Origin of the sequence: Pararoseomonas sp. SCSIO 73927, assembly GCF_037040815.1 — a bacterium.
In the GTDB taxonomy this organism is placed as follows: domain Bacteria; phylum Pseudomonadota; class Alphaproteobacteria; order Acetobacterales; family Acetobacteraceae; genus Roseomonas.
The window spans coordinates 3,924,846-3,945,395 of record NZ_CP146232.1 but is presented as its reverse complement, the minus strand read 5'-3'; the positions used below and the strand labels follow the sequence as shown (position 1 = coordinate 3,945,395).

Genomic DNA, 20,550 nt, shown 5'->3' with positions numbered 1-20,550 from the left:
CTTCAAGCATCATGGACGGCATCACCGGTCGGCACGCGATGGTCACGGGGGGCGGCACGGGCATCGGCCTTGCCGTCGCGGCCGCGCTGACCGCCGCCGGCGCCTGCGTAACCGTCCTCGGCCGGCGGGAAGGGCCGTTGCGGGCCGCCCTGGCCGCCGGCAAGGCCGCGGGCTTCGAGGTGGCGGACGTGACAGCGGAGGGCGCCATGGCCGCCGCCATCGCCCGCGCGGGTTCCCCGGCCATCCTCGTCAACGCGGCCGGCGCCGCCGAGAGCGCCCCCTTCCTGAAGACCGACGCCCCCCTCTGGGAACGGATGCTGCGGGTGAACCTGCTCGGCGCGGTTTCCGCCACCCGCGCCGCCCTGCCCGGCATGCTGGGCGGGGGCTGGGGGCGGGTGGTGAACATCGCCTCTACCGCGGCCATGCGCGGCTACCCCTACGTCTCGGCCTACGTCGCCTCCAAGCACGCCGTCCTCGGCCTCACGCGCGCCCTGGCGCTGGAAGTGGCCGCCAAGGGCGTGACCGTGAATGCCGTCTGCCCCGGCTTCACGGAAACCGACATCGTGGCCGAGAGCGTCGCCCGCATCGTGTCCAAGACCGGCCGCAGCGAGGCCGAGGCCCGCGCGGAACTGGCGAGGCACAACCCCCAGGGCCGCCTGGTGCAGCCGGAGGAGGTGGCCGCCGCCGTCCTTTTCCTTTGTAGCGACGCAGCCAGCGCCGTGAACGGCCGCGCCCTGGCCGTCGATGGGGGCGAAGTCCCGTGAGCCCCCACATAGACGCCGAGACCGCACTCGCCGATGCCCCTGCCGGCCACAAGGACAATCTCCGCCTCTGGCTCCGCATGCTCTCCTGCGCCCGCCTGATCGAGGCCGAGATCCGCCGCCGCCTGCGCGCCAACTTCGACACCACCCTCCCCCGCTTCGACTTCCTCGCCCAGCTGGAGCGCGCCGAGGACGGCCTGACCCCCGGCGAGATCAGCCGCCGCATGATGGTCACGGGCGGCAACGTCACCGGCCTCGCCGCGCGGCTGGAGGAGGAAGGGCTGATCGAACGCCGCGTCGTGGAGCAGGACCGCCGCGCCGTCACGCTGCGCCTGACCCCGCAAGGCCGCCGCGAGTTCGCCCGGCAGACGGAGGCGCACGAGGACTGGGTGGCGGAACTCCTCGGCGGCCTTTCCGCCACGGATCGCGCCGCGCTGCTGCGCCTGCTGGACCGTACCCGCCGCGGCGTGCGCGCCGCCATCTCGGAGGCAGGCGCATGAGCCTGAAGGACTTCAACGCGCAGCACGTACGGCTGACGGTGGAGGGCAAGGTCGCCTCCATCCTGCTGGATCGGCCGGAGCGGAAGAACCCGCTGACCTTTGAATCCTACGCCGAGCTCGTCCGCCTGTTCCGGGAAGCGGTGCAGGACGACAGCGTGGGGGCTTTCGTCGTCTCCGGCGCCGGCGGCAATTTCTGCTCCGGCGGCGACGTGCACGAGATCATCGGCCCGCTGCTGGACCGCGACACCAAGGGCCTAATGAGGTTCACGGCCATGACGGGCGACCTCGTGAAGGCCATGCGCGCCTGCCCGCAGCCCATCCTCTCCGCCGTGGACGGCATCGCGGCCGGGGCCGGCGCCATCATCGCCATGGCCTCCGACATCCGCATCGCGACCCCGCGCGCGAAGGTCGCCTTCCTCTTCAACCGCGTTGGCCTCGCCGGCTGCGACATGGGCGCTTGCGCCATCCTGCCCCGCATCATCGGCCAGGGCCGCGCCTCTGAGCTCCTCTACACCGGTCGCTCGATGAGCGCGCAGGAAGGACTGGACTGGGGATTCTTCTCCCGCGCCGTCGAGCCGGACGCACTAACGGAGACCGCTGCCGACCTCGCCCGCCAGATCACGGAAGGCCCCGGCTTCGCCAACGCCATGACAAAACGGATGCTCGCCATGGAGTGGTCCATGTCAGTGGAGCAGGCGATCGAGGCCGAGGCCGTCGCCCAGGCCCTCTGCATGACGACAAAGGATTTCCGCCGCGCCTACGAGGCATTCGCCGCCAAGCGCCGCCCGGTGTTCGAGGGCGACTGATGGCTGACCGCGACTTCCTGAACTGGCCCTTCCTCGAACCTCGCCACAGGGAATGGGCGGCAGAGGTGGAGGAATGGGCTGCCGCCAACGCCGAGCGCCTGTCCGAAGGCGGTACGGACGAGGCCTGCCGCAACCTCGCCCGCGCCATGGGCGAGGCCGGGCTGCTCCGCATGGCCGTGCCGGAGAACGGCAGGCTGGATGTCCGCGCCCTCTGCATCGCTCGGGAGACGCTGGCCCGCTTCTCCGGCCTGGCGGACTTCGCCTTCGCCATGCAGGGGCTGGGCACCGGCTCCCTTACCCTCTTCGGCAGCGATGAGCTGAAGGCCCGCTATCTCCCCGCCGCTCGCGCCGGCACCGCCCTGGCCGCCTTCGCCCTCAGCGAGCCCGAGGCCGGTTCCGACGTCTCGGCCCTCGCCACCATCGCGCGCCGGGACGGCGACGACTGGGTCATCGACGGCACCAAGACCTGGATCAGCAACGGCGGCATCGCCGCCACCTACGTCGTCTTTGCCCGCAGCGGCGAGGCGGCCGGCGCCAAGGGCCTCACCGCGTTCCTGGTCCCCGCCGACACGCCCGGTCTTCACATCGCCGAGCGCATCGAGGTCTCCGCCCCCCACCCCCTCGCCACGCTGCGCTTCGAGGGCATGCGCGTGCCGGACAGCCATCGCCTCGGCGCGCCCGGCGACGGCTTCAAGGTCGCCATGGCCACGCTGGACGTGTTCCGCGCGACCGTCGGCGCCGCCGCCCTCGGCTTTGCCCGCCACGCCCTGGACCTCACCGTGGCGCGCGCGGGCAGCCGCCATCTTTTCGGCGGCCCGCTCTTCGAGCAGGGGATGACCCAGGCGGCCATCGCCGAGAGCGCCGTGGACGTGGAGACCTCCGCCCTCCTCGTCTACCGCGCCGCCTGGCTCAAGGATTCCGGCACGCCCCGCGTCTCGCGAGAGGCGTCCATGGCCAAGCTCCACGCCACGGAGGCCGCGCAGCGCGTGGCCGATCGCTGCGTGCAAATACACGGGGGGCACGGCGTCGTCCGCGACCACCCCGCAGAAAAGCTTTATCGGGAGGTTCGCGCGCTGCGCGTCTACGAGGGCGCCAGCGAAGTTCAACGGATCATTATCGCGCGCTCCGAGCGCGACATCGCCCGCGCCGAGCGCGCACGGTCCGAGGAAACGTCCCCATGCAAACCGAGATCGTAGTGGCCGAGTTCTCCGGCGCCACACCGGACTTCGCCCCGAGCGGGCACACCGACACCTTTCCGCGGGACAACCTACCCCCGCGCCACCTCTGGCCCGAGCTCTCCTTCGAGTTGGACGACTACAAGTACCCGCACCGCCTGAACTGCGCGGCGGAGTTCCTGGATCGCAACGTGGAGGAGGGCCGCGGCGATAGCATTGCCCTCATCTCCCCGGAGGAGACGCTCACCTACGCGGATCTGCTGGACCGGGTGAACCGCATCTGCAACGTGCTGGTGCGGGACCTCGGCATGGTGCCGGGCAACCGCGTCATGCTCCGCAGCGCAAACAACAACTGGATGGTCGCAACCTACCTCGCCGTGCTGAAGGCGGGCGGCGTGGTCGTCGCCACCATGCCCCTCCTCCGCGCGAAGGAGTTGGGCCAGATGCTGGAGAAGGCGCGGATCACCCACGCCCTCTGCGACGTCAAGCTGCGGGAGGAAATGGAGAAGGCCGCGACCGAGGCGAGCCATCTCCGGCACCTCGTCTACTGGGGGAGCGGCGACCTCGAGGCCCGCTGCGAAGCCGCCTCGCCGGACTTCACCGCCTGCGACACGGCGGCGGACGATGTCTGCCTCATCAGCTTCACCTCCGGCACCACGGGCAGGCCGAAGGGGACGATGCACTTCCACCGGGACATGCTGATCATCTGCGACGGCTACGCGCGCCACGTCCTCCGCGCCGAGCCGTCCGACCGGTTCATCGGCTCCGCCCCCCTCGCCTTCACCTTCGGCCTCGGCGGCCTTGCCCTCTTCCCCTTCCGTATCGGCGCCACCGGCATCGTGCTGGAGAAGGCGGGGCCGGACGAGTTGCTGCAGGCGATCGAGAAGTACCGCGCCACGGTCTGCTTCACCGCCCCCACCGCCTACCGCGTGATGGCGCAGAAGGCCGACGCCTTCGATCTCTCCTCCCTCCGCAAGTGCGTCTCCGCCGGGGAGACCCTGCCCAAGGCCATCTTCGACGCCTGGGAGAAGGCAACCGGCCTCCGCCTCATGGACGGCATTGGCGGAACGGAGATGCTGCACATCTACCTCGCCGCGCCGGAGGAGACGCTGCGCCCCGGCTATACCGGCCTTCCCGTCCCCGGCTACCAGGCGAAGGTAGTCGATGACGACGGGAACGAGGTTCCCCGCAGCACGGCCGGCTGGCTGGCGGTGCGCGGTCCTATCGGCTGCCGCTACCTCGACGACCCCCGGCAGACCGACTACGTCCGCCACGGCTGGAACATCCCTGGCGACGTCTACGTGCAGGAGGAGGACGGCTTCTTCCGCTACCAGGGCCGCGGCGACGACATGATCATCGCCGCCGGCTACAACATCGCGGGCCCGGAGGTGGAGGGCGCCCTCCTCACCCACCCCGCCGTGCGGGAATGCGGCGTGGTGGCCGCGCCGGACGGCAAGGGCGGCCAGATCGTGAAGGCCTACGTCTCCCTGAAACCCGAGCACCTGCCGAGCGACGCGCTCGCGAAGGCCTTGCAGGACCACGTGAAGGCCGAGATCGCGCCCTTCAAGTCCCCGCGCGCCATCGAGTTCCTGGAGGCCATGCCGCGCACCGAGTCCGGCAAGCTCCAGCGCTTCGCCCTGCGGAAGATGGCGGCCGGATGAGCCGCCCCGAGCCGGTCCTGGCCTCCTCGCTGCCCCGGTCCGCCTTCCGCGCGCCCTTCCGCGTGCGCTTCGGCGATTGCGACCCGGCCGGGATCCTCTTCTTCCCGAACTGGTTCATCATGGCGAGCGCGGCGGTGGAGGACCTGTTCCGCCTGCGCCTCGGGATCGATTTCCACGCCCTGCACGCGGAGCGCGGCATCGGCACCGGCTTCGTCCATGCCGGCGGAGAGTTCATGCGCCCGGCCATGATGGGGGACGAAGTGCTGCTGACGCCGCTGCTCCGCCGCCTCGGCAACGCCTCCTACGCGCTCGACATGCACGTCCACCGCGGGGAGGAGGAGCTGGCCCGGCTGGACCTCGTCACCGCCACCAACCACCTCGCCACCCGCACCAGCACCCCCGTCCCGCCCGAGCTGCGCGCCGCCCTGCTGCGCTACCAGCTGGAGTGCGGCCCCATGGCAGGCCAGGAGATCCCGGCATGAGCGCCCCGCTCCAGAACCTCCAGCCCCCCGGCTGGCCCGCCCCGAAGGGCTATTCGAACGGCATGGCCGGCCGCGGCCGGGTGGTGCTCGTCGGCGGCCAGGTCGGCTGGGACGAGGCGGGGCGCTTCGCCCAGGGCTTCGTGGCCCAGACGGAGAGGGCCCTGCGGAACATCCTCGCCGTGCTGCAGGAGGCCGGCGCCGGCCCGGAGCATATCGGCCGCCTCACCTGGTACGTGGTGGACATGGAGGAGTACCGGGGCTGCCTGCCCGATCTCGGCCGTGCCTACCGCGCCGTGATGGGCCGGAACTTCCCGGCCATGGCGCTGGTGCAGGTGGTGGCGCTGGCCGAGCCCGAGGCGCGGCTGGAGATCGAGGCCACGGCGATCATCCCGGACTGAAACGCTTCAGAACAAGGATGGCGGTGCGGCGCGGCAGGCGCCGGGCTAACATCGCCTCCATGTCTCGGCCCCATGGAGAGTCGCCGGTGTCCCGAGGTCCCCTCTTCGACTCACCGGACCGCTACGGCCTCGTCAGCCGGGCGCTGCACTGGGGCATGGCGGCCCTCTTCGCCTGGCAGTTCGCGGGGATGGGGATCAAACTGGCCCTGGGCCGTCATCCCCTCTCCTCCTTTTTCGTCGGCACGCATTACGGGGTCGGCACGCTGCTCTTCGTGCTCGTCCTCCTGCGCGGCGCCTGGGGGCTGTTCAGCGCGCGGCACCGCCCGCCACACGGCCCGGGCCTTCTGGGATGGGCCGCACGGCTCGGCCATCTCGCGATCTACGCCCTGATGATCGCCGTCCCCAGCCTTGCCCTTCTGCGGCAGTACGGGTCCGGCCGAGCCTTCGCCCCTTTCGGCCTTCCTCTCTGGGACGCGCGGGAGGCGAAGATCCCGGCGCTGGTGGAAGCAGGGAACGCCGCCCATGGCGAGCTGGGCTGGTTCCTGCTCGCCGTGGTGGCCGGGCACGTGGGGATGGTCCTTATCCACCGCTTCGCACGGGGCCACGACGTGCTGCCGCGCATGGCCGGCCGCCTGGGGGCGCCGGCACCCACCCTCAGCGCGACGGGCGCCGCGGCGGCCCGGCGCTGAGCCCATCGGCCCGGGTACCCTCCGGCTGCGGCGCACCGCCCACCGGCCTCGGCCCGGGCAGTTCCCGCTCCGCGGCGCAGGAACAGACGAGGCCCCCGTCCCCCAGCCGGTTCGGCACGGTCGGCTCCCCGCAATGCGGGCACTCGCGGATCGGTTCCATGGTCACCTCTGGGTTCACCTCTGGGCTCGCTTCCGGCTCTCAGCCCCATCTGGTGCCGCGCCGCGCACCGAAAACCCCGCCCCCGCCTTGAACGGTCCCGCCCCCGGTGCGAATGTCCGCCCGCCGCCGGGGGGGCCACCCCCGGCCCATGGTTCTAAGACCGGCGGGCCCGGCCCGCCCCTGACCGCACGAGGATCGGAATGGCCAAGATCAAGGTGAAGACCCCAGTCGTCGAGATGGACGGGGATGAGATGACCCGGATCATCTGGGGCTTCATCAAGGAGAAGCTGATCCTCCCCTACCTCGACGTCGACCTGAAGTACTACGACCTCGGCATCGAGTACCGCGATCAGACCGACGACCAGGTCACGGTCGATGCCGCGAACGCCACGAAGCAGTACGGCGTGGGCATCAAGTGCGCGACCATCACGCCGGACGAGGCCCGCGTGAAGGAGTTCGGCCTGAAGAAGATGTGGAAGTCCCCGAACGGGACCATCCGCAACATCCTGGACGGCACCATCTTCCGCGAGCCGATCATCTGCCAGAACGTGCCCCGCCTGGTGCCGCACTGGTCCAAGCCCATCGTCGTCGGCCGCCACGCCTATGGCGACATCTACCGCTCGGTCGAGATGAAGGTCCCCGGCGCCGGCAAGGTCAAGATGACCTACGTGCCGGAGGGCGGTGAGCCGCAGGAGATCGGCGAGTTCCCGATGCCCGCCACCGGCGGCGTCGCGATGATGATCCACAACCTCAACAAGTCGATCGAGGGCTTCGCCCGCGCCTCGCTGAACTACGGCCTGCAGCGCAACTTCTCGGTCTACTTCAGCCACAAGAACACGATCCTCAAGGCCTATGACGGGACCTTCAAGGACATCTTCCGCAAGATCTACGACGAGGAGTTCAAGGCCGAGTACGAGAAGCGCGGCCTGACCTACGAGGACCGCCTGATCGACGACATGGTCGCCTCCGCCCTGAAGTGGGAAGGCGGCTACGTCTGGGCCTGCAAGAACTACGACGGCGACGTGGAGTCCGACATCGTGGCCCAGGGCTTCGGCTCGCTCGGCCTGATGACCTCCGTCCTCCTCTCCCCGGACGGCAACACGGTGGAGTCCGAGGCCGCGCACGGCACGGTGACGCGCCACTACCGCGAGCACCAGAAGGGCCGGGAGACCTCCACCAACCCGATCGCCTCCATCTTCGCCTGGACCCGCGGCCTGGCCTATCGCGGCAAGTTCGACGACACGCCCGATGTGGTGGAGTTCGCCAACGCCCTGGAGAAGGTCTGCATCGAGACCGTCGAGAGCGGCCACATGACGAAGGACCTCGCCATCCTCATCGGCAAGGATCAGCCCTGGCTCAACACCCAGGCCTTCCTCGACAAGCTGGACGAGAACCTGAAGAAGGCCCGCGGCTGAACCCCGCGCGCACGCGTTGACCTGGCAGGGGGCGGGCGCCGAGAGGCCCCGCCCCTTCCCTTTTCCAGGCAGGCCATACAATGCCCGGCTTCCTCACCCCGCTCGACTTCCTGGCGCTCGCCGTCTTCGCGCTCTGCTGGACCGGCTACGCCACGGTCGTCGACCGCGTGCCCTCCATCCACCGCCGCAGCGTCATCCACGCGATGAACGAGCACCGGCGCCGCTGGCTGGTGGCCGCGGTGCCGCGGGACAACCGAATCGCCGATGTCGGCATCGTCGGCAACCTCATGTCCTCCACCTCCTTCCTCGCCAACACCTGCATCTTCATCATCGGCGGCGCCATGGCGCTGCTCGCCTCGCCGGAGGTCGGCCAGCGCGTCCTCGGCTCCGTCCCCTTCGCGCAGACCCCGACCGAGGGCGGGTGGGAGGCGCGGGTCCTGCTCCTCCTCGTCATCTTCGTGCGCGCCTTCTTCGAGCTGACCTGGGCGCTGCGCCAGTTCAACTACGGCTCCATCCTCATCGGCGGCTTCGGCCGCACCCCCGCCGCCATCCCCGCCGCCGAGATCGCGGCGGAGGTGGTGAATCGCGCCGCCCGCCACTTCAACACGGGGCTGCGCGCCTACTACTTCGGCCTCGCGGTCCTTGCCTGGATGGTCCACCCCTTCGCCTTCATGCTTGCCTCCCTCTGGGTGGTGCACGAACTGCACCGGCGGGAGTTCCGCTCCGCCGTCCAGGCCGCCCTCACCGCCGGAGGCTGAGCCCTTCCCCATCAGGGGAGCCGTCGAAGCCCAGCTCTCGCAGTGCCGCGATGGACCGCTCCGCCGAGACGTGGTGCACGAAGATGCCGCCCTTCGCCTCCCACCCCTCCCGCGCGGAGGCACGGTCATCCACCAGGACATGCCCGGGCCCGGACCAGCGCGGCTTCTCGCGGCTCATGCAGGTGATCACCGGCACACGCGCGCCGAGCATCCGCGCCACCCACTGCTTTTTCTGCACAGGCGCCCAGGAACCCAGGGGCAGCCCAGTCAGGATCGTCGGGCGGTGCGGCTCGCAGAAGCGCCACAACGCCTCCGCGTCGTGCATGAACTCCAATGTTTCGAAGAAGGCGGGCGCCTTCGACAGCGCCGCCCACATTCTCTTCAGTGGCAGCTCCTCCGGCCGCCTGCCGGTCACGACCTCCACACCCCGGTCGAAGTCCGCCAGCACGCCGTCCAGGTCGAGGAAAAGCGTATGCGCCTTCACGCCGCCGCGTGCTGCTCCCGCAGCTTTAGGAACTTCAGCATCGGCCACTCCTCCTCCGCCCGGTTCCGCCGCCAGTCGGAGGTGAAGAACGCCACCAGCGCGCCGTCGTGATCCTCCGCCGTGTCGTGCGGCGCGGACTGGCGGAACCGCTCCATCGCCGCCTTATCGTCCGATACGACCCAGCGCATCATCCCCCAGGGCGTCGCCTCGTAGCGGCTGGGCACGGCGTATTCCGCCTTCAGCCGCTCCGCCAGCACGTCCAGCTGCAGTGCGCCCACCACGCCCACCACCGGCGGCGTGCCGTCCAGCGGGCGGAACAACTGCACCACCCCCTCCTCGGCCAGCTGCTCCAGCGCCGTGCGGAGCTTCTTGCCGACCATCGCGTCCTCGATCATCACGCGGCGCAGCAACTCCGGCGCGAAGCTCGGCACGCCCCGGAAGTTCAGCGCCTCGCCCTCGGTCAGCGTGTCGCCGATCCGCAGGATGCCGTGGTTGGCAATCCCCACCACGTCGCCCGGCCAAGCCTCCTGCGCCACCTGCCGGTCCTGCGCGAAGAAGAACAGCGGCGCGTTGACCGGCACCTGCTTGCCCGTGCGGGTCTGGCGCAGCCGCATCCCCTTCTCCAGCCTGCCGGAGCAGATCCGCAGGAAGGCCACGCGGTCCCGGTGGTTCGGGTCCATGTTCGCCTGGATCTTGAAGACGAAGCCCGTCAGCGCCGCCTCATCCGGCTGCACGCGCCGCGTATCGGCCGGCCGCGCGCCCGGCTGCGGCGCGAAGCGCGCCAGCCCCTCCAGCAGGTGCCCGATCCCGAAATCCCGCAGCGCCGAGCCGAAATACACCGGCGTCATCGTCCCCTGCCGGAACGCCTCGATGTCGAAGCTCGGGAAGGCGGAGGCCAGCTCCGCCCCCTCGCGCAGCGCCTCCACCTCGGACGCCGGCACCATCTCGTCGATCTTCGGATCATCCAGGCCGGAGAGCTTCACCGCTCCCGATCCTTCCGCCAGCAGATGCAGCGCCGGCTCCAGCATGTCGTAGGTGCCGAGGAACCCGCGCCCTGCCCCCACCGGCCAGGCCGCCGGCGTCACGTCCAGGGCCAGCGTCTTCTCGATCTCGTCCAGCAGCTCGAAGACGTCCCGGCTCTCCCGGTCCATCTTGTTGATGAAGGTGATGATGGGGATGTCGCGCAGCCGGCACACCTCGAACAGCTTGCGCGTCTGCGCCTCGATCCCCTTGGCCGCGTCGATCACCATCACCGCCGCGTCCACCGCCGTCAGCGTGCGGTAGGTGTCCTCCGAGAAGTCCTCGTGGCCCGGCGTGTCCAGCAGGTTGAACACCACCCCGTCCCGCTCGAAGGTCATGACGGAGGTGGCAACCGAGATGCCGCGGTCCTGCTCGATCTTCATCCAGTCGGACCGGGTGCGCCGCCGGTCGCCTTTGGCGCGCACCTGCCCGGCCAGCTGGATGGCGCCGCCGCGCAGCAGCAGCTTCTCCGTCAGCGTGGTCTTGCCAGCATCCGGGTGCGCGATGATGGCGAAGGCGCGCCGGCGGGCGGCTTCCTGGGCAACCTGGCTCTGGGCCTCAGGCGGGCGGTTGTGGCCAATCCCGGCGGCATCGGGGGCGATCTGATCCATGCGCCGTATCTGGCCGCGTTGGCCACCCGGCGCAACAACCGATACGGCGCCTCAGCCGTGCCGGCGCCGCAGCGCGTCCAGCGCCACCGTCAGCACCGCCCCGAGGAGGATCACCGCCGCCACCGGGCGCGGCGTGCCGTCCGCGAAGTGCCCGACCGCCACGCTCCCCAGCGCCGCCACCGCGAACTGCAAGGTTCCCAGCAGGGCAGAGGCCGTGCCCGCCCGCTGCCCGTGCCGCGCCAGCCCGCCGACGGCGGAATTCGGCATGATCAGGCTGCCGGCCGCCAGCATGCCGAAGACAGGGAAGAAGAACCCCCAGAGCCCGCCCCGACCCGTCCAGGCCAGCAACGTCAGCGCGAGGGTCGAGGCCAGGAAGCCCAGCGCCCCCGCCGTCAGCACCCGGCCCGCCCCGAAGCGCCCGACCAGCCAGGGATTCAGCTGCGCCCCGCCGATGAACCCCGCCGCGCCGAGCCCGAACAGGATCGCGAAGCGCCCGGGCTCCATCCGGAAATACTCGATGTAAACGGCCGGCGCGCCGCTGATGTAGGCGAACATGGAAAACATCACCGCCGCCCCCATCAGCGCGTGGGTCAGGAAGACCGGCTCCACCAGCACCCGCCCGTAGTTCCGCATCAGCGCGCCGAAGCCGAGTTGCAGCCGGCGCTCCGGCGGCAGCGTGTCCGGCAGCAGCCACCAGACCAGCAGGCCGGAGACTGCCCCGTAGCCCGCCATCACCCAGAAGATCGCCCGCCAATCCGCCACTTCCAGCAGCAATCCGCCGAGGGAGGGCGCGAGGATCGGCGCCGCCCCCATGACGAGGATGAGGCGGGACATGATCCGCGCCGCCTCCAGCCCCGTCACCTTGTCCCGCACCACCGCGCGCGGGATCACGGAACTGGCGGAGGCTCCGAAGGCCTCCAGGAAGCGGAAGGCCGCTAGCCACCCCATGCTCGGCGCCAGCGCACAGCCCACGGTCGCCAGGGTGTAGACCGCCGTCCCGACGATCAGCGGGCCGCGCCGGCCGAACCGATCGGACAGGGTGCCCTGCGTCACCTGCCCCACCGCAAGCCCGACGAACCAGGTGGCCAGCGTCACCTGCGCCCCGCCCCCGCCGGTGCCGAACTCCGCCTCAATCTGCGGGAAGCCCGGCAGGTACATGTCGGTCGAGATCGGGTTGATGGCCGTGAGAAAGCCGAGCAGCAAGGGAAGCCAGGGCGGCATTGGGTCCTGCGTCGCTGTGACTCGCCCTTGCTGCGCCGCAGCAGGCGGAATGGGAAGCGCTAATCCCGCGGATCACCTGTCAGAAGGAACTTGCGAACGATTATCATTCCAGGCAGCCTGCGGGAAGCAACGGCGGGAGATACCCCATGGCCACTCGCGGACTGCCCAGCTGGCCCCTCGCGGACGCCGCGCCCGAAGACCTGCCGCCCGCGGAGGCCGTGCTGCTGGACGCCGTGCGCGGCTGGGTGGAGGCCACCCGGACGGGCGGCTCCCCCCTCGCCGCCCTGCGCCTGCCACTGGCGACCGAGGGGCTGGCGGAAGCCGCACCGGCGCTGGACGCGCTTCTGCGCGCCCTTGCCTGCCCGGGCGCCCTGGGGTGCCGCCTCTGCCCGCGCCTCACCCCGGCGGAAGGCTCGCTCCTCATGGCCATCGGCCTCGCGCAGCGCGCCACCCGGCGGGAGGCGCTGGCCGTCCTCCTCCGCCTCGCGCCGCCGGCATCGGCCTACGCCGCCCTGGGCCCGGCCCTCGCCCTGGGGCTGATCCTCCGGCGCGGCGGCCTGCTGCTCGCCAACCCTCTCCGCGCCACCTCATGAAAAAGGCCGGGGAGTTCCCTCCCCGGCCCCTCCGATCCGCGCCGTTCCCGCCCTACCAGCGGCGGGACTGCCCGCAATCCAGGTGCACGAAGCCGTCCCGCCGGTAGAGCCCGACGCCGCCCAGTCCCAGCGAGGCCGCGAGCCGCGCCATGCCGTAGGAATCCCGCCCGGGCAGCCGCATGTCCCCAGCCATGCCGGACATGTGGAGGGAGACGGTCGAGACCCGCCCGGGAAGGCGCGAGTTCGTCTCCGGCGTGCGGTAGCCACTGATCACCTGGAAGGCCTCGTTGGCCTCCATGCGCGCCGCCACGGCGTTCATCACGTCGAAGAGGCGCGGATCCATCGGCGTCACCTCCTCGCGGTTGATGTCGCGGAAGACCCAGTCCAGCCTTCGCAGCGCCTCGGTCACGTAGCGCCCGTCCTGGAAGTACACGCCGGTGAAGCCGTCCCCGGTATAGGCGCGCTGCACGCTGATGCGTCGCGTCCCGCGCACCGCCTGCGCCTCCGCCCCGCCCGGCAGGGCGGCGCAGGCCAGCAGCCCGGCCCCGGCCGCGATCAGGTTGCGCCGCCCCAGCCGCCGGTCCTCGCAGCAGGGGCATTCCGGCGCGTGCGGCCGGCGGCCGTTCCAGCCCGCACTCATTCCCCGCGCGCTCACCGCGCCGCACCCGCGGCCGCGACCCGCAGCCCGCCCCGCTCCATCTCCCGCGCGTAGGCGGCGTCCAGCCCGTAGATGTCGGGCCGGACCTTCGCGCGCCCGCCCTCGACGGTCACGGTCGTATAATGCAGCCGGACTGGCAGCGGGCGCCGCAGCCCCACGGACTGGGTCTGCCCGCTGGCATAGGCGCGCTGCGCCCGCGCCATGTCCCACCCCGTCCCGTCCAGCACGAGGAGGAGAAGATCGTCCGGCAGGGCCAGCCGGATGCAGCCCGAGGAGAAGGCCCGGTCCGGACGGCCGAAGAGCCGGCGGTCGGGCGTGTCGTGCAGGTAGATGTCGTCGGAGTTCGGCATGATGAATTTGATCCGGCCGAGGGCGTTCTCGTCCCCGGCGTCCTGACGAATGAGGTAGGGGAAGCGGTCCGCCCGCACGGCGGACCAGTCCACGGTGGCGGGGTCGACCTCCACGCGCTCTCCGCCCACCACGCTGTAGAGGCGGAAGCCCTTGGCGGTCATTCCCGCCGGGTCGCGGCGGAAGCGGGGCAGAAGGTCCTCGCGCGCGTTGCGCTCGGGCACGCCCCATGTGGGATTGAACTGCACCGTCGTCAGCCTCGCGCGCATGGGCGGCGTGGCCCGCGCCGGCTTGCCGACGATCACGTTCATCCGCATCAGCACCCGCTCGCCCTCCTGCACCAGCAGGACGTAGTCGGGGATGTTCACCTCGATCCGCCGCTCCTCGCCGGGCCTCAGCGCGTTGCGCCGCATGTCGAGCGCCACGCGGAGCTGCGCCGCGCGGGCCGAGGCCGGGCGGTTCAGCAGGCCGAGGCTGATCGGGCCGACGCGCCCGTCCACCTCCAGCCCGCTCGCCGCCTGCCACCGCCGGACGGCCGCCTCCAGCGGGGGATCATAGGCAGCGCCGCCATCCGGCGCGGCGGCCAGCACCGGGTCCTCGGCCCTCAGCCGGGCCCGCAGCGCGGGGATGCGCGCGGCGTCGGTGGTGCCGGGATCCAGCGTGCCCTCGCCCACGGGAATCGTCGCCCAGCCGCCGGAGGCGGCCAGCCCGGCCGCCTTCGCCAGCTCCGCCCGCAGCGCGGCCGCGCCCTCCGGCAGGTTCGCCGCGCGCTCGATCAGCGCCGCCGGCTCGGGCAGCCCTACCAGCTCGGCCTGCCAGCGCGCGAAATCCGTCGCCGGGTCGCGCAGGATGTCGGCCCGTCCGGCGGGCTGCCGCAGGCGGCCGAGCACGAGATCCCCCAGCGCCGCGTTCGCGGCCTGGTAGACGGCCGCGTGAAAGGCGGCCGGCTCCGAGGCTCCCTGCGCGTCCGGCGGCACGGCGTAGCCGGCCGGGTCCAGCCCGTCCTGCCCCAGCCTGCGCAGCCGGGCGGCGAGGCGGAACACCGAGTCCCAGCTCTGCGGCCCCGGTCCCGCCGCCCCTCCTCCCTGCGCCCGCGCCACGGCCGGAAGCAGGCCGGCCGAGAGGCCGGAGAGCACATCGCGTCTTCGCATGCGCGGACGCATACCGCCCGTCACCCCGGGCTGCAAAGCCGAATCGGGTAACGCGGCCTGTTACTCAGCCCGAGATCAGCCAGCCGATCAGCATCAGCACCACCGCGCCGATCAGGACCGCCCTGATCAGCGACCACCACTCGCTCCGGCCCGCCTCCGCCTCCTCGGCGTGAGCAATTGGCCGGGGCGAGGGGTGCCGGGCCTCGGCCATCCCGGCCGGGGCGGCGGAGTCCGGACTCGCGGCCGCCTGGTCGCGCAGGCCGGCGCTGGAACGGATGGGATCGCTCGGCATGGAGCCCTCCTGGCATTATCTGAGAACCGGCTGGGTGCCGTTCCACGATCATCATGTTCCGGAAGGGGCCGGGCGACGGCTCCGTTCCGTTCGATGACTGGAACGTGGCAGGCCTGCCCGGTTTTCAGGACCGTCCCGGCCTTCCGCCCGGCTTGATCCCGGCGGCCGGGGAAGCGACCCTGCGGGCATGTCGCAGACCCCTTCCGCCGACGACGCCGCCGACCCGGCCTGGGCCGGCGCCGCCCGCTTCCTCGAGGGCCGGATTCCACCGGGCGGACGGGTGATCGCGCCCGATAGCTTCGCCCACCTGGCCGGCGCCCTCTCCGCCCCGGACCCGGAGGCGCTGCCGGACTGGGCGGTGATCCGCACCACGGCCGCAGCAGACCTCCCCTCGGGCCTTCTTCGCCGCCTTCTTGCGGAGACCACCCCGGTCTTCGCCAATGACGGCTACGTGATCTTCGCCCGCCGCCCGACCTTCGGGCTGGCGGATATGCGGAACGCCCCCGCCGTACGCGCCCTGGCCGACGGCGCCGCCATCTACACCGCCCCGGGCGCCTCGGCCCAGTTCCCCAACCCCGGCTTGGTGGAGGCGAGCAACCCCCGGGGTCCGGCCGCGCCGGAGGCCGCGATGCTGCCCCTGACGCCGCCCCAGAGCCCGGACACGCCGCGCGCCAGCCTGCCGCCCGAGGCCCTCGCGTTGCAGGTGCCCGCACCCGCCCGGCCGGACCGTCCGGCGTTTCCCTTCCCCCGCCCCGGCACGGCCGCGCCCGAGGCGCCTCGCCTCTTCGTCCCGCCAGCCGCCGCCCTGCCCGAGCCGCCCCGCCTCTTCGTCCCACCCGCCGCCCCGACGCCCGAGCCACCTCGCCTCTTCGTCCCGCCGCCCGAACCGGCCGGCACGCCGCCTGAGGCGCCCCGCCCCGCAGCCGCCCCGGCTGGCGCGCTGCCCGTCCCGCCCGCCCTCTTCGCGGCACCGCCCCTGCCGTCACCCGCCTCGGCTCCCGCGCCCGTTCCGGGAAGCGCCGCTGCCGCCGTCCTGCAGGCCGCGCCGATTCGGACAGCGCCCCCGCTACCGGAACCGCAATCCCTGCCCATTGCGCCCCCTCGGCCGTCATCCGCCGAGGCGCCGGCACAGCGGGGCCAGGCCGGCACCCTGCCCGCCCGCATCGCCGCGCTGCTAGGGGCCGGGGCCGGCCGCCGCGTCGCCGCCCTCGGCGGGGAAGCCCCGGTCCTCGCGGACGCCGCCCTGGCCCCCTCCGCCCTCATCTCGGGCGGGGAAGATCAACCGGCTGCCTGCTTCGACCTCGCGCTGCTGAACCCGGACGAAGCCTCTCTAGCCGGGACGGCCGCGGAGGCGGCGCGCCTTCTCCGCCACGGCGGCGTGCTCCTCCTCGTCGCCGAGAACGCCGAATCGCTCGGTCGGCGGCTCGCCGCCGCCCTCGGGCGCCCCGGCCAAGGGGGCCTGTCGGCATCGGCGATCCGCGGCGCCCTTCACGCGGCCGGCCTCGTCATCCAGCGGCTGGAAGGTCACGCCCTCGACCCCTGGCGCGCGACCTCGGACGCGCCGCCGCCCGGCCTGGCGGCCGGCGACCCCGCCGCCGCCATCCTCGAGGAAGCGGCCGGAACCATGGACCCGCGCCACGCCGCCTGGCTCCTCTTCCTTGCCCGCAAGCCGTGAGCCCCGCCCGCCCGGAACCCAGGGCCGCATGACCTGGTCCATCGTCATCCACGAGCCGGAGAACGGCGCCTTCGCGGTGGCCGTGACGACCTGCAGCTTCGCCGTCGGCGCCTCCTGCCCCCACCTCCGGGCCGGGGTGGGGGCGGTCTCCACCCAGTCCTTCACCAACCGCTATCTCGGCCCCGCCGTGCTGGACGGGATGGCGCGCGGTCTCCCGCCCGCCGCCGCGATCGAGGGCGCGCTGGCCGGGGACGAGGGCCGCCACCTCCGCCAGGTCCACGCCGTGGACCGGTTCGGCCGCAGCGCCGCCTTCACCGGCGCGAACTGCGTGGACTGGGCCGGGGACCGCACGGGCCGGAACCAGTCCGTGGCCGGAAATATGCTCGCCGGCCCCGCCGTGCTGCACGACACTCTCGCGGCCCTCGCCATCAACGGTGGGACGCCGCTGCCGGAACGGCTCGCCCTGGCGCTGGAGGCCGGCGAGGCCGCCGGGGGCGACCGCCGCGGCCGGCAATCCGCCGCCATGCGCCTCGTCACCACCGAGGATTTCCCGGACCTCGACATCCGGGTGGACGACCACCCGGAGCCGCTGAAGGAGCTCTCCCGACTCCTCGCCATCTGGCGCCGGGACCGCGCGCCCTACCTGGACCGCCAGCCCCGGAAGGGGAATCCCTCCGGAGTCGTCGACATGGATGCCACCGAGGCCGCCTGGAGGGCCGCCGGCATGGACCTGCGCTTCCGCCGGTAGCGCTCAGGCCGACTTCAGGGAGGCCCGTCAGGCAGCACGGGCATCCTGCCGGCCGACCAGGGCCTGGAAATCCGCCGCCGCCATCGGCCGGCCGAAGAGGAAGCCCTGCGCCTCCTCGCAGCCCTCCGCCCGCAGCATGGAGAGCTGTCCCTCATCCTCCACCCCCTCGGCATTCGTCGTCACGTCCAGGGCGCTGCCCAGCGCGATCACGGCCCGAAGCAGCGCCACCGCCTTGGCGTCCATCGCGATGTGCCGGATGAAGGACCGGTCCACCTTGATCTTGTCGAAGCGGAAGCGCTGCAGCGTGGCGAGCGAGGAGTAGCCGGTCCCGAAATCATCCATCGCCAGCCGCACGCCGAGGGAGCGCAGGCGCGAGAGGATGCCCAGCGTCTCCGCGCTGTTGGCCAGCATCGCGGCCTCCGTGATCTCCAGCTCCAGCTGCGCGGGCGGCAGGCCGGACCGGGCCAGGGCGCCCTCCACCGTCGCCACGAAGCTCGCCTGCCGCACCTGGATCGCCGAAACGTTCACTGCCAGGTTCAGCCCGCCCCAGCCCCGCGCCACCTGGCAGGCCTGCTCCAGCACCCAGGCGCCGATCGGCACGATCAGCCCCGTCTCCTCCGCCATGGGGATGAAGACGTCCGGCGAGATCATGCCGCGCTGCGGGTGATGCCAGCGCAGCAGCGCCTCCGCCCCCTTGATGCGCCGCGTTGCCGTGGAGACCTGCGGCTGGAACAGGATTGTCAGCTCCTGCCGCGCCATCGCGTTCCGCAGGTCGGCGACGAGCAGGCGCCGCGTCCGCAGCCGCTCGTCCATCTCCGGCTCGAAAACCCGCAAGCAGGACCCGCCCTCCGCCTTCGCCTGGTACAGTGCCAGGTCTGCGTCCTGCAGAAGGGCCTCGGGCCGCCCGTCGAAGGAGCCGGGCGCCAGTACCGCCGCGCCGATGGAGAGCCCGACCGCCCGGAACTCCGCCCCCAGCAGCACCGGCTCCTCCATCGCCGCCAGGAGCCGGGCGGCGAAGGCGCTCAGCGCCTCCGGCCGGCCGAGGTCGGGGGCGACGAGCACGAACTCGTCCCCGCCCACCCGCGCCAGCGTGTCCGTCGCGCGCAGGCAGTCCCGCAGCCGGCCCGCGACCACCCGCAACACCTCGTCCCCCGCGGCGTGGCCGAGCGCGTCGTTCACCTCCTTGAAGTGGTCGAGATCCATGGCGAGCACCGTCAGGTGCGTGCCGTCCCGCCGGGCTGCTGCGAAGGCCAGCTCCAGCCGATCCCCCAGCAGGGCGCGGTTCGGCAGCCCCGTCAGTCCGTCGAAGTTCGCAAGCCAGCGCAGCCGCTCGGAGAGCCGGCTCCGCTCGGCCGAAGCATCCCGGAACTGAATGCAGGCGTCCGTCAGCTCGGCGACCTCCCGCGGCGCGCCGCGCGGCGGCGGCGGTATGGGGACGGTCAGGTCGCCGCGGCCCAGGCGGCGCAGCGCCTCCGTCAGCCCGGTCAGCATCCCGCCGAGCCGCCGCGCCGCTGCGGCGGCATACGCCGTCCCGACCAGGAAGATCGCGGCGAAGGATGGGGCCACGAGGCCCAGAGCGCTCCCGGTGGCGTCGCCGGTGGGCGCGGCCGTCTCGGCGGGGAGAAGGAGCACCGCCACGGTGACGACGAGGCAGAGGAACGAGGGCGCGGCCGAGAGGAGGATCAGCCGCGACCGCAGGCCCTGCTGCGGGAAGAACCGCCTTGCCATCCACCCCGATTCCCGTTCCGGTCAGGGCGGGAGGATGGCGCGGGCGTCCTTTATCCCGGGTTAAGCCGCGCCGCTCAGGAGGCCCGGCGCGCCGGCTCCGCCGGACCGGGCAGCTCCACGGCGATGGCGAGGGTGGAAAGATCCCCGCCCCGCTCGAGCGAGATGTTCACCCGCCCCGGGTCGATGGAGACGTGCTTCGCCACCAGCTCGACGATCTCCTTCTGGAGCTTCGGCAGGAAGTCGTCGCCCTTGCGGCCGATCCGCTCGTGCGCCAGCACGATCTGCAGCCGCTCCTTCGCCGCGGCCGCCGTCTGCGGCATCTCCGCCTGCTTGCCGCGGAACAGCTTCAGCCAGCTCATGCCGCCCTCCCGCCGAACAGCCGGGAGAGGAAGCCCTTCTTCTCCGCGTCCGTGAAGCGCATCGGCCGGTCCTCGCCTAGGAAGCGCGCCACCGCGTCCTTGTAGGCCTGCCCGGCGGAGGATTCGGCGTCCATGATCACGGGATTGCCGGTGTTGGAGGCCTTGAGCACGCTCTCGCTCTCCGGCACCACGCCGAGCAGGGGGATGCGCAGGATCTCCTGGATGTCCTCCAGCTTCAGCATCTCGCCCTTCTCCACCCGCGCCGGATCGTAGCGCGTGACGAGGAGGTGCTCCTTCACCGGCTCCTTCTTGTCCTCGGCCCGCTTCGAGCGGGACTGGAGCACGCCGAGGATGCGGTCGCTGTCGCGGACGGAGGAGACTTCAGGGTTCGTCACCACGATCGCCTGATCCGCGAAATACAGGGCCAGCAGCGCGCCCTTCTCGATCCCGGCCGGGCTGTCGCAGAGGATGTAGTCGAACTCCTTCGACAGCTCCTCGATGATGGTGGCCACGCCCTCCTTCGTCAGCGCGTCCTTGTCCCGTGTCTGGCTGGCAGGAAGGATGGAGAGGGATTCCACCCGCTTGTCCCGGATCAGCGCCTGGCTGAGCTTCGCCTCGCCGGTGATGACGTTGACGATGTCGAACACCACCCGGCGCTCCACCCCCATGATGAGGTCGAGGTTCCGCAGGCCCACGTCGAAGTCGATCACCACGGTCTTCTTGCCGGCCTGCGCCAGCCCGGTCGCAAAGGCGGCCGAGGAGGTGGTCTTGCCCACGCCCCCCTTGCCCGAAGTCACCACGATCACCTGCGCCATGCGCTCTTCTCCAACCCCCTGCCCCGCCGTCCGCCCCCTCGC

22 protein-coding genes are annotated in these 20,550 nt (G+C 72.0%); 13 read left to right on the top strand and 9 right to left on the bottom strand.

Annotated features, from left to right (window positions below):
* Positions 1 to 11: 11 nt before the first annotated feature.
* The 10 genes from VQH23_RS18595 to VQH23_RS18550 all read left to right on the top strand — a co-directional run bounded on the left by VQH23_RS18595 (position 12) and on the right by VQH23_RS18550 (position 8,805).
* Entirely contained in the window at positions 12 to 764 is a 753-nt protein-coding gene (locus VQH23_RS18595) for an SDR family oxidoreductase (protein WP_338662219.1), read from the top strand.
* On the top strand, positions 761 to 1,261 hold the full coding sequence (locus VQH23_RS18590) for a MarR family transcriptional regulator (RefSeq protein WP_338662218.1): 501 nt from the start codon (positions 761 to 763) through the stop codon (positions 1,259 to 1,261). The genes VQH23_RS18595 and VQH23_RS18590 overlap by 4 nt, the downstream gene beginning before the upstream one ends.
* Positions 1,258 to 2,067 (top strand): enoyl-CoA hydratase family protein, encoded by an 810-nt coding sequence (locus VQH23_RS18585; protein WP_338662217.1) that lies wholly within the window; start codon positions 1,258 to 1,260, stop codon positions 2,065 to 2,067. The genes VQH23_RS18590 and VQH23_RS18585 overlap by 4 nt, the downstream gene beginning before the upstream one ends.
* On the top strand, positions 2,067 to 3,263 hold the full coding sequence (locus tag VQH23_RS18580; RefSeq protein ID WP_338662216.1) for an acyl-CoA dehydrogenase family protein: 1,197 nt from the start codon (positions 2,067 to 2,069) through the stop codon (positions 3,261 to 3,263). The genes VQH23_RS18585 and VQH23_RS18580 overlap by 1 nt, the downstream gene beginning before the upstream one ends.
* A complete protein-coding gene (locus VQH23_RS18575) occupies positions 3,245 to 4,903 on the top strand; it encodes an AMP-binding protein (protein ID WP_338662215.1) in 1,659 nt (552 codons plus the stop codon). Before VQH23_RS18580 ends, VQH23_RS18575 begins: the two co-directional genes overlap by 19 nt.
* Positions 4,900 to 5,385 carry a thioesterase family protein gene (locus tag VQH23_RS18570; protein ID WP_338662214.1) on the top strand — a complete coding sequence of 162 codons (486 nt, stop codon included), beginning with the start codon at positions 4,900 to 4,902 and terminating at the stop codon, positions 5,383 to 5,385. Before VQH23_RS18575 ends, VQH23_RS18570 begins: the two co-directional genes overlap by 4 nt.
* On the top strand, positions 5,382 to 5,783 hold the full coding sequence (locus VQH23_RS18565; RefSeq protein ID WP_338662213.1) for a RidA family protein: 402 nt from the start codon (positions 5,382 to 5,384) through the stop codon (positions 5,781 to 5,783). Before VQH23_RS18570 ends, VQH23_RS18565 begins: the two co-directional genes overlap by 4 nt.
* A gap of 86 nt (positions 5,784 to 5,869) precedes the next feature.
* On the top strand, positions 5,870 to 6,472 hold the full coding sequence (locus tag VQH23_RS18560) for a cytochrome b (RefSeq protein ID WP_338662212.1): 603 nt from the start codon (positions 5,870 to 5,872) through the stop codon (positions 6,470 to 6,472).
* A 360-nt stretch (positions 6,473 to 6,832) separates the two neighbouring features.
* Positions 6,833 to 8,047: an NADP-dependent isocitrate dehydrogenase gene (locus tag VQH23_RS18555; protein WP_338662211.1), complete on the top strand. Its 1,215-nt coding sequence runs from the start codon at positions 6,833 to 6,835 to the stop codon at positions 8,045 to 8,047.
* A gap of 80 nt (positions 8,048 to 8,127) precedes the next feature.
* A complete protein-coding gene (locus VQH23_RS18550) occupies positions 8,128 to 8,805 on the top strand; it encodes a DUF599 domain-containing protein (protein ID WP_338662210.1) in 678 nt (225 codons plus the stop codon).
* Here VQH23_RS18550 and VQH23_RS18545 read toward each other — a convergent pair.
* The 3 genes from VQH23_RS18545 to VQH23_RS18535 are packed head-to-tail and all read right to left on the bottom strand — an operon-like array spanning position 8,789 to position 12,141.
* On the bottom strand, positions 8,789 to 9,289 hold the full coding sequence (locus tag VQH23_RS18545; protein WP_338662209.1) for a hypothetical protein: 501 nt from the start codon (positions 9,287 to 9,289) through the stop codon (positions 8,789 to 8,791). The genes VQH23_RS18550 and VQH23_RS18545 overlap by 17 nt on opposite strands.
* Positions 9,286 to 10,920, bottom strand: coding sequence for a peptide chain release factor 3 (locus VQH23_RS18540; protein ID WP_338662208.1), 1,635 nt, complete (start codon positions 10,918 to 10,920; stop codon positions 9,286 to 9,288). The genes VQH23_RS18545 and VQH23_RS18540 overlap by 4 nt, the downstream gene beginning before the upstream one ends.
* 51 nt (positions 10,921 to 10,971) lie before the next feature.
* Positions 10,972 to 12,141 (bottom strand): multidrug effflux MFS transporter, encoded by a 1,170-nt coding sequence (locus VQH23_RS18535; protein ID WP_338662207.1) that lies wholly within the window; start codon positions 12,139 to 12,141, stop codon positions 10,972 to 10,974.
* A 146-nt stretch (positions 12,142 to 12,287) separates the two neighbouring features.
* Between VQH23_RS18535 and VQH23_RS18530 the strand changes: the two genes are divergently transcribed.
* Positions 12,288 to 12,734 (top strand): hypothetical protein, encoded by a 447-nt coding sequence (locus VQH23_RS18530; RefSeq protein WP_338662206.1) that lies wholly within the window; start codon positions 12,288 to 12,290, stop codon positions 12,732 to 12,734.
* Positions 12,735 to 12,786: 52 nt separating this feature from the next.
* Here the strand turns inward: VQH23_RS18530 and VQH23_RS18525 are convergent, their stop codons facing one another.
* The 3 genes from VQH23_RS18525 to VQH23_RS18515 all read right to left on the bottom strand — a co-directional run bounded on the left by VQH23_RS18525 (position 12,787) and on the right by VQH23_RS18515 (position 15,183).
* The gene (locus VQH23_RS18525; RefSeq protein ID WP_338662205.1) at positions 12,787 to 13,374 is read right to left on the bottom strand and encodes a DUF882 domain-containing protein; all 588 of its coding nucleotides are present in this window, start codon (positions 13,372 to 13,374) and stop codon (positions 12,787 to 12,789) included.
* Between the two features lie 11 nt (positions 13,375 to 13,385).
* Positions 13,386 to 14,891: a L,D-transpeptidase family protein gene (locus tag VQH23_RS18520; protein WP_338662204.1), complete on the bottom strand. Its 1,506-nt coding sequence runs from the start codon at positions 14,889 to 14,891 to the stop codon at positions 13,386 to 13,388.
* Positions 14,892 to 14,955: 64 nt separating this feature from the next.
* Positions 14,956 to 15,183, bottom strand: coding sequence for a hypothetical protein (locus tag VQH23_RS18515; protein WP_338662203.1), 228 nt, complete (start codon positions 15,181 to 15,183; stop codon positions 14,956 to 14,958).
* A 187-nt stretch (positions 15,184 to 15,370) separates the two neighbouring features.
* Between VQH23_RS18515 and VQH23_RS18510 the strand changes: the two genes are divergently transcribed.
* Both VQH23_RS18510 and VQH23_RS18505 read left to right on the top strand, forming a co-directional pair.
* Positions 15,371 to 16,858 (top strand): hypothetical protein, encoded by a 1,488-nt coding sequence (locus tag VQH23_RS18510; protein WP_338662202.1) that lies wholly within the window; start codon positions 15,371 to 15,373, stop codon positions 16,856 to 16,858.
* Positions 16,859 to 16,886: 28 nt separating this feature from the next.
* Positions 16,887 to 17,606 (top strand): DUF1028 domain-containing protein, encoded by a 720-nt coding sequence (locus VQH23_RS18505; RefSeq protein ID WP_338662201.1) that lies wholly within the window; start codon positions 16,887 to 16,889, stop codon positions 17,604 to 17,606.
* A 27-nt stretch (positions 17,607 to 17,633) separates the two neighbouring features.
* Here the strand turns inward: VQH23_RS18505 and VQH23_RS18500 are convergent, their stop codons facing one another.
* From VQH23_RS18500 to minD, 3 genes are all read right to left on the bottom strand, one after another.
* Entirely contained in the window at positions 17,634 to 19,334 is a 1,701-nt protein-coding gene (locus VQH23_RS18500) for an EAL domain-containing protein (protein WP_338662200.1), read from the bottom strand.
* Between the two features lie 74 nt (positions 19,335 to 19,408).
* Positions 19,409 to 19,693 carry a cell division topological specificity factor MinE gene (minE, locus tag VQH23_RS18495; RefSeq protein WP_338662199.1) on the bottom strand — a complete coding sequence of 95 codons (285 nt, stop codon included), beginning with the start codon at positions 19,691 to 19,693 and terminating at the stop codon, positions 19,409 to 19,411.
* Entirely contained in the window at positions 19,690 to 20,508 is an 819-nt protein-coding gene (gene minD / locus VQH23_RS18490) for a septum site-determining protein MinD (protein WP_338662198.1), read from the bottom strand. Before minD ends, minE begins: the two co-directional genes overlap by 4 nt.
* Between the last annotated feature and the right edge of the window lie 42 nt (positions 20,509 to 20,550).

Coding starts and splice junctions, on each gene's coding strand:
- VQH23_RS18595 (WP_338662219.1), top strand. CDS start 12: ATGGACGGCATCACCGGTCGGCACGCGATGGTCACGGGGGGCGGCACG.
- VQH23_RS18585 (WP_338662217.1), top strand. CDS start 1,258: ATGAGCCTGAAGGACTTCAACGCGCAGCACGTACGGCTGACGGTGGAG.
- VQH23_RS18580 (WP_338662216.1), top strand. CDS start 2,067: ATGGCTGACCGCGACTTCCTGAACTGGCCCTTCCTCGAACCTCGCCAC.
- VQH23_RS18575 (WP_338662215.1), top strand. CDS start 3,245: ATGCAAACCGAGATCGTAGTGGCCGAGTTCTCCGGCGCCACACCGGAC.
- VQH23_RS18570 (WP_338662214.1), top strand. CDS start 4,900: ATGAGCCGCCCCGAGCCGGTCCTGGCCTCCTCGCTGCCCCGGTCCGCC.
- VQH23_RS18565 (WP_338662213.1), top strand. CDS start 5,382: ATGAGCGCCCCGCTCCAGAACCTCCAGCCCCCCGGCTGGCCCGCCCCG.
- VQH23_RS18555 (WP_338662211.1), top strand. CDS start 6,833: ATGGCCAAGATCAAGGTGAAGACCCCAGTCGTCGAGATGGACGGGGAT.
- VQH23_RS18550 (WP_338662210.1), top strand. CDS start 8,128: ATGCCCGGCTTCCTCACCCCGCTCGACTTCCTGGCGCTCGCCGTCTTC.
- VQH23_RS18540 (WP_338662208.1), bottom strand. CDS start 10,920: ATGGATCAGATCGCCCCCGATGCCGCCGGGATTGGCCACAACCGCCCG.
- VQH23_RS18535 (WP_338662207.1), bottom strand. CDS start 12,141: ATGCCGCCCTGGCTTCCCTTGCTGCTCGGCTTTCTCACGGCCATCAAC.
- VQH23_RS18530 (WP_338662206.1), top strand. CDS start 12,288: ATGGCCACTCGCGGACTGCCCAGCTGGCCCCTCGCGGACGCCGCGCCC.
- VQH23_RS18525 (WP_338662205.1), bottom strand. CDS start 13,374: ATGAGTGCGGGCTGGAACGGCCGCCGGCCGCACGCGCCGGAATGCCCC.
- VQH23_RS18520 (WP_338662204.1), bottom strand. CDS start 14,891: ATGCGAAGACGCGATGTGCTCTCCGGCCTCTCGGCCGGCCTGCTTCCG.
- VQH23_RS18515 (WP_338662203.1), bottom strand. CDS start 15,183: ATGCCGAGCGATCCCATCCGTTCCAGCGCCGGCCTGCGCGACCAGGCG.
- VQH23_RS18510 (WP_338662202.1), top strand. CDS start 15,371: ATGTCGCAGACCCCTTCCGCCGACGACGCCGCCGACCCGGCCTGGGCC.
- VQH23_RS18505 (WP_338662201.1), top strand. CDS start 16,887: ATGACCTGGTCCATCGTCATCCACGAGCCGGAGAACGGCGCCTTCGCG.
- VQH23_RS18500 (WP_338662200.1), bottom strand. CDS start 19,334: ATGGCAAGGCGGTTCTTCCCGCAGCAGGGCCTGCGGTCGCGGCTGATC.
- minE (WP_338662199.1), bottom strand. CDS start 19,693: ATGAGCTGGCTGAAGCTGTTCCGCGGCAAGCAGGCGGAGATGCCGCAG.
- minD (WP_338662198.1), bottom strand. CDS start 20,508: ATGGCGCAGGTGATCGTGGTGACTTCGGGCAAGGGGGGCGTGGGCAAG.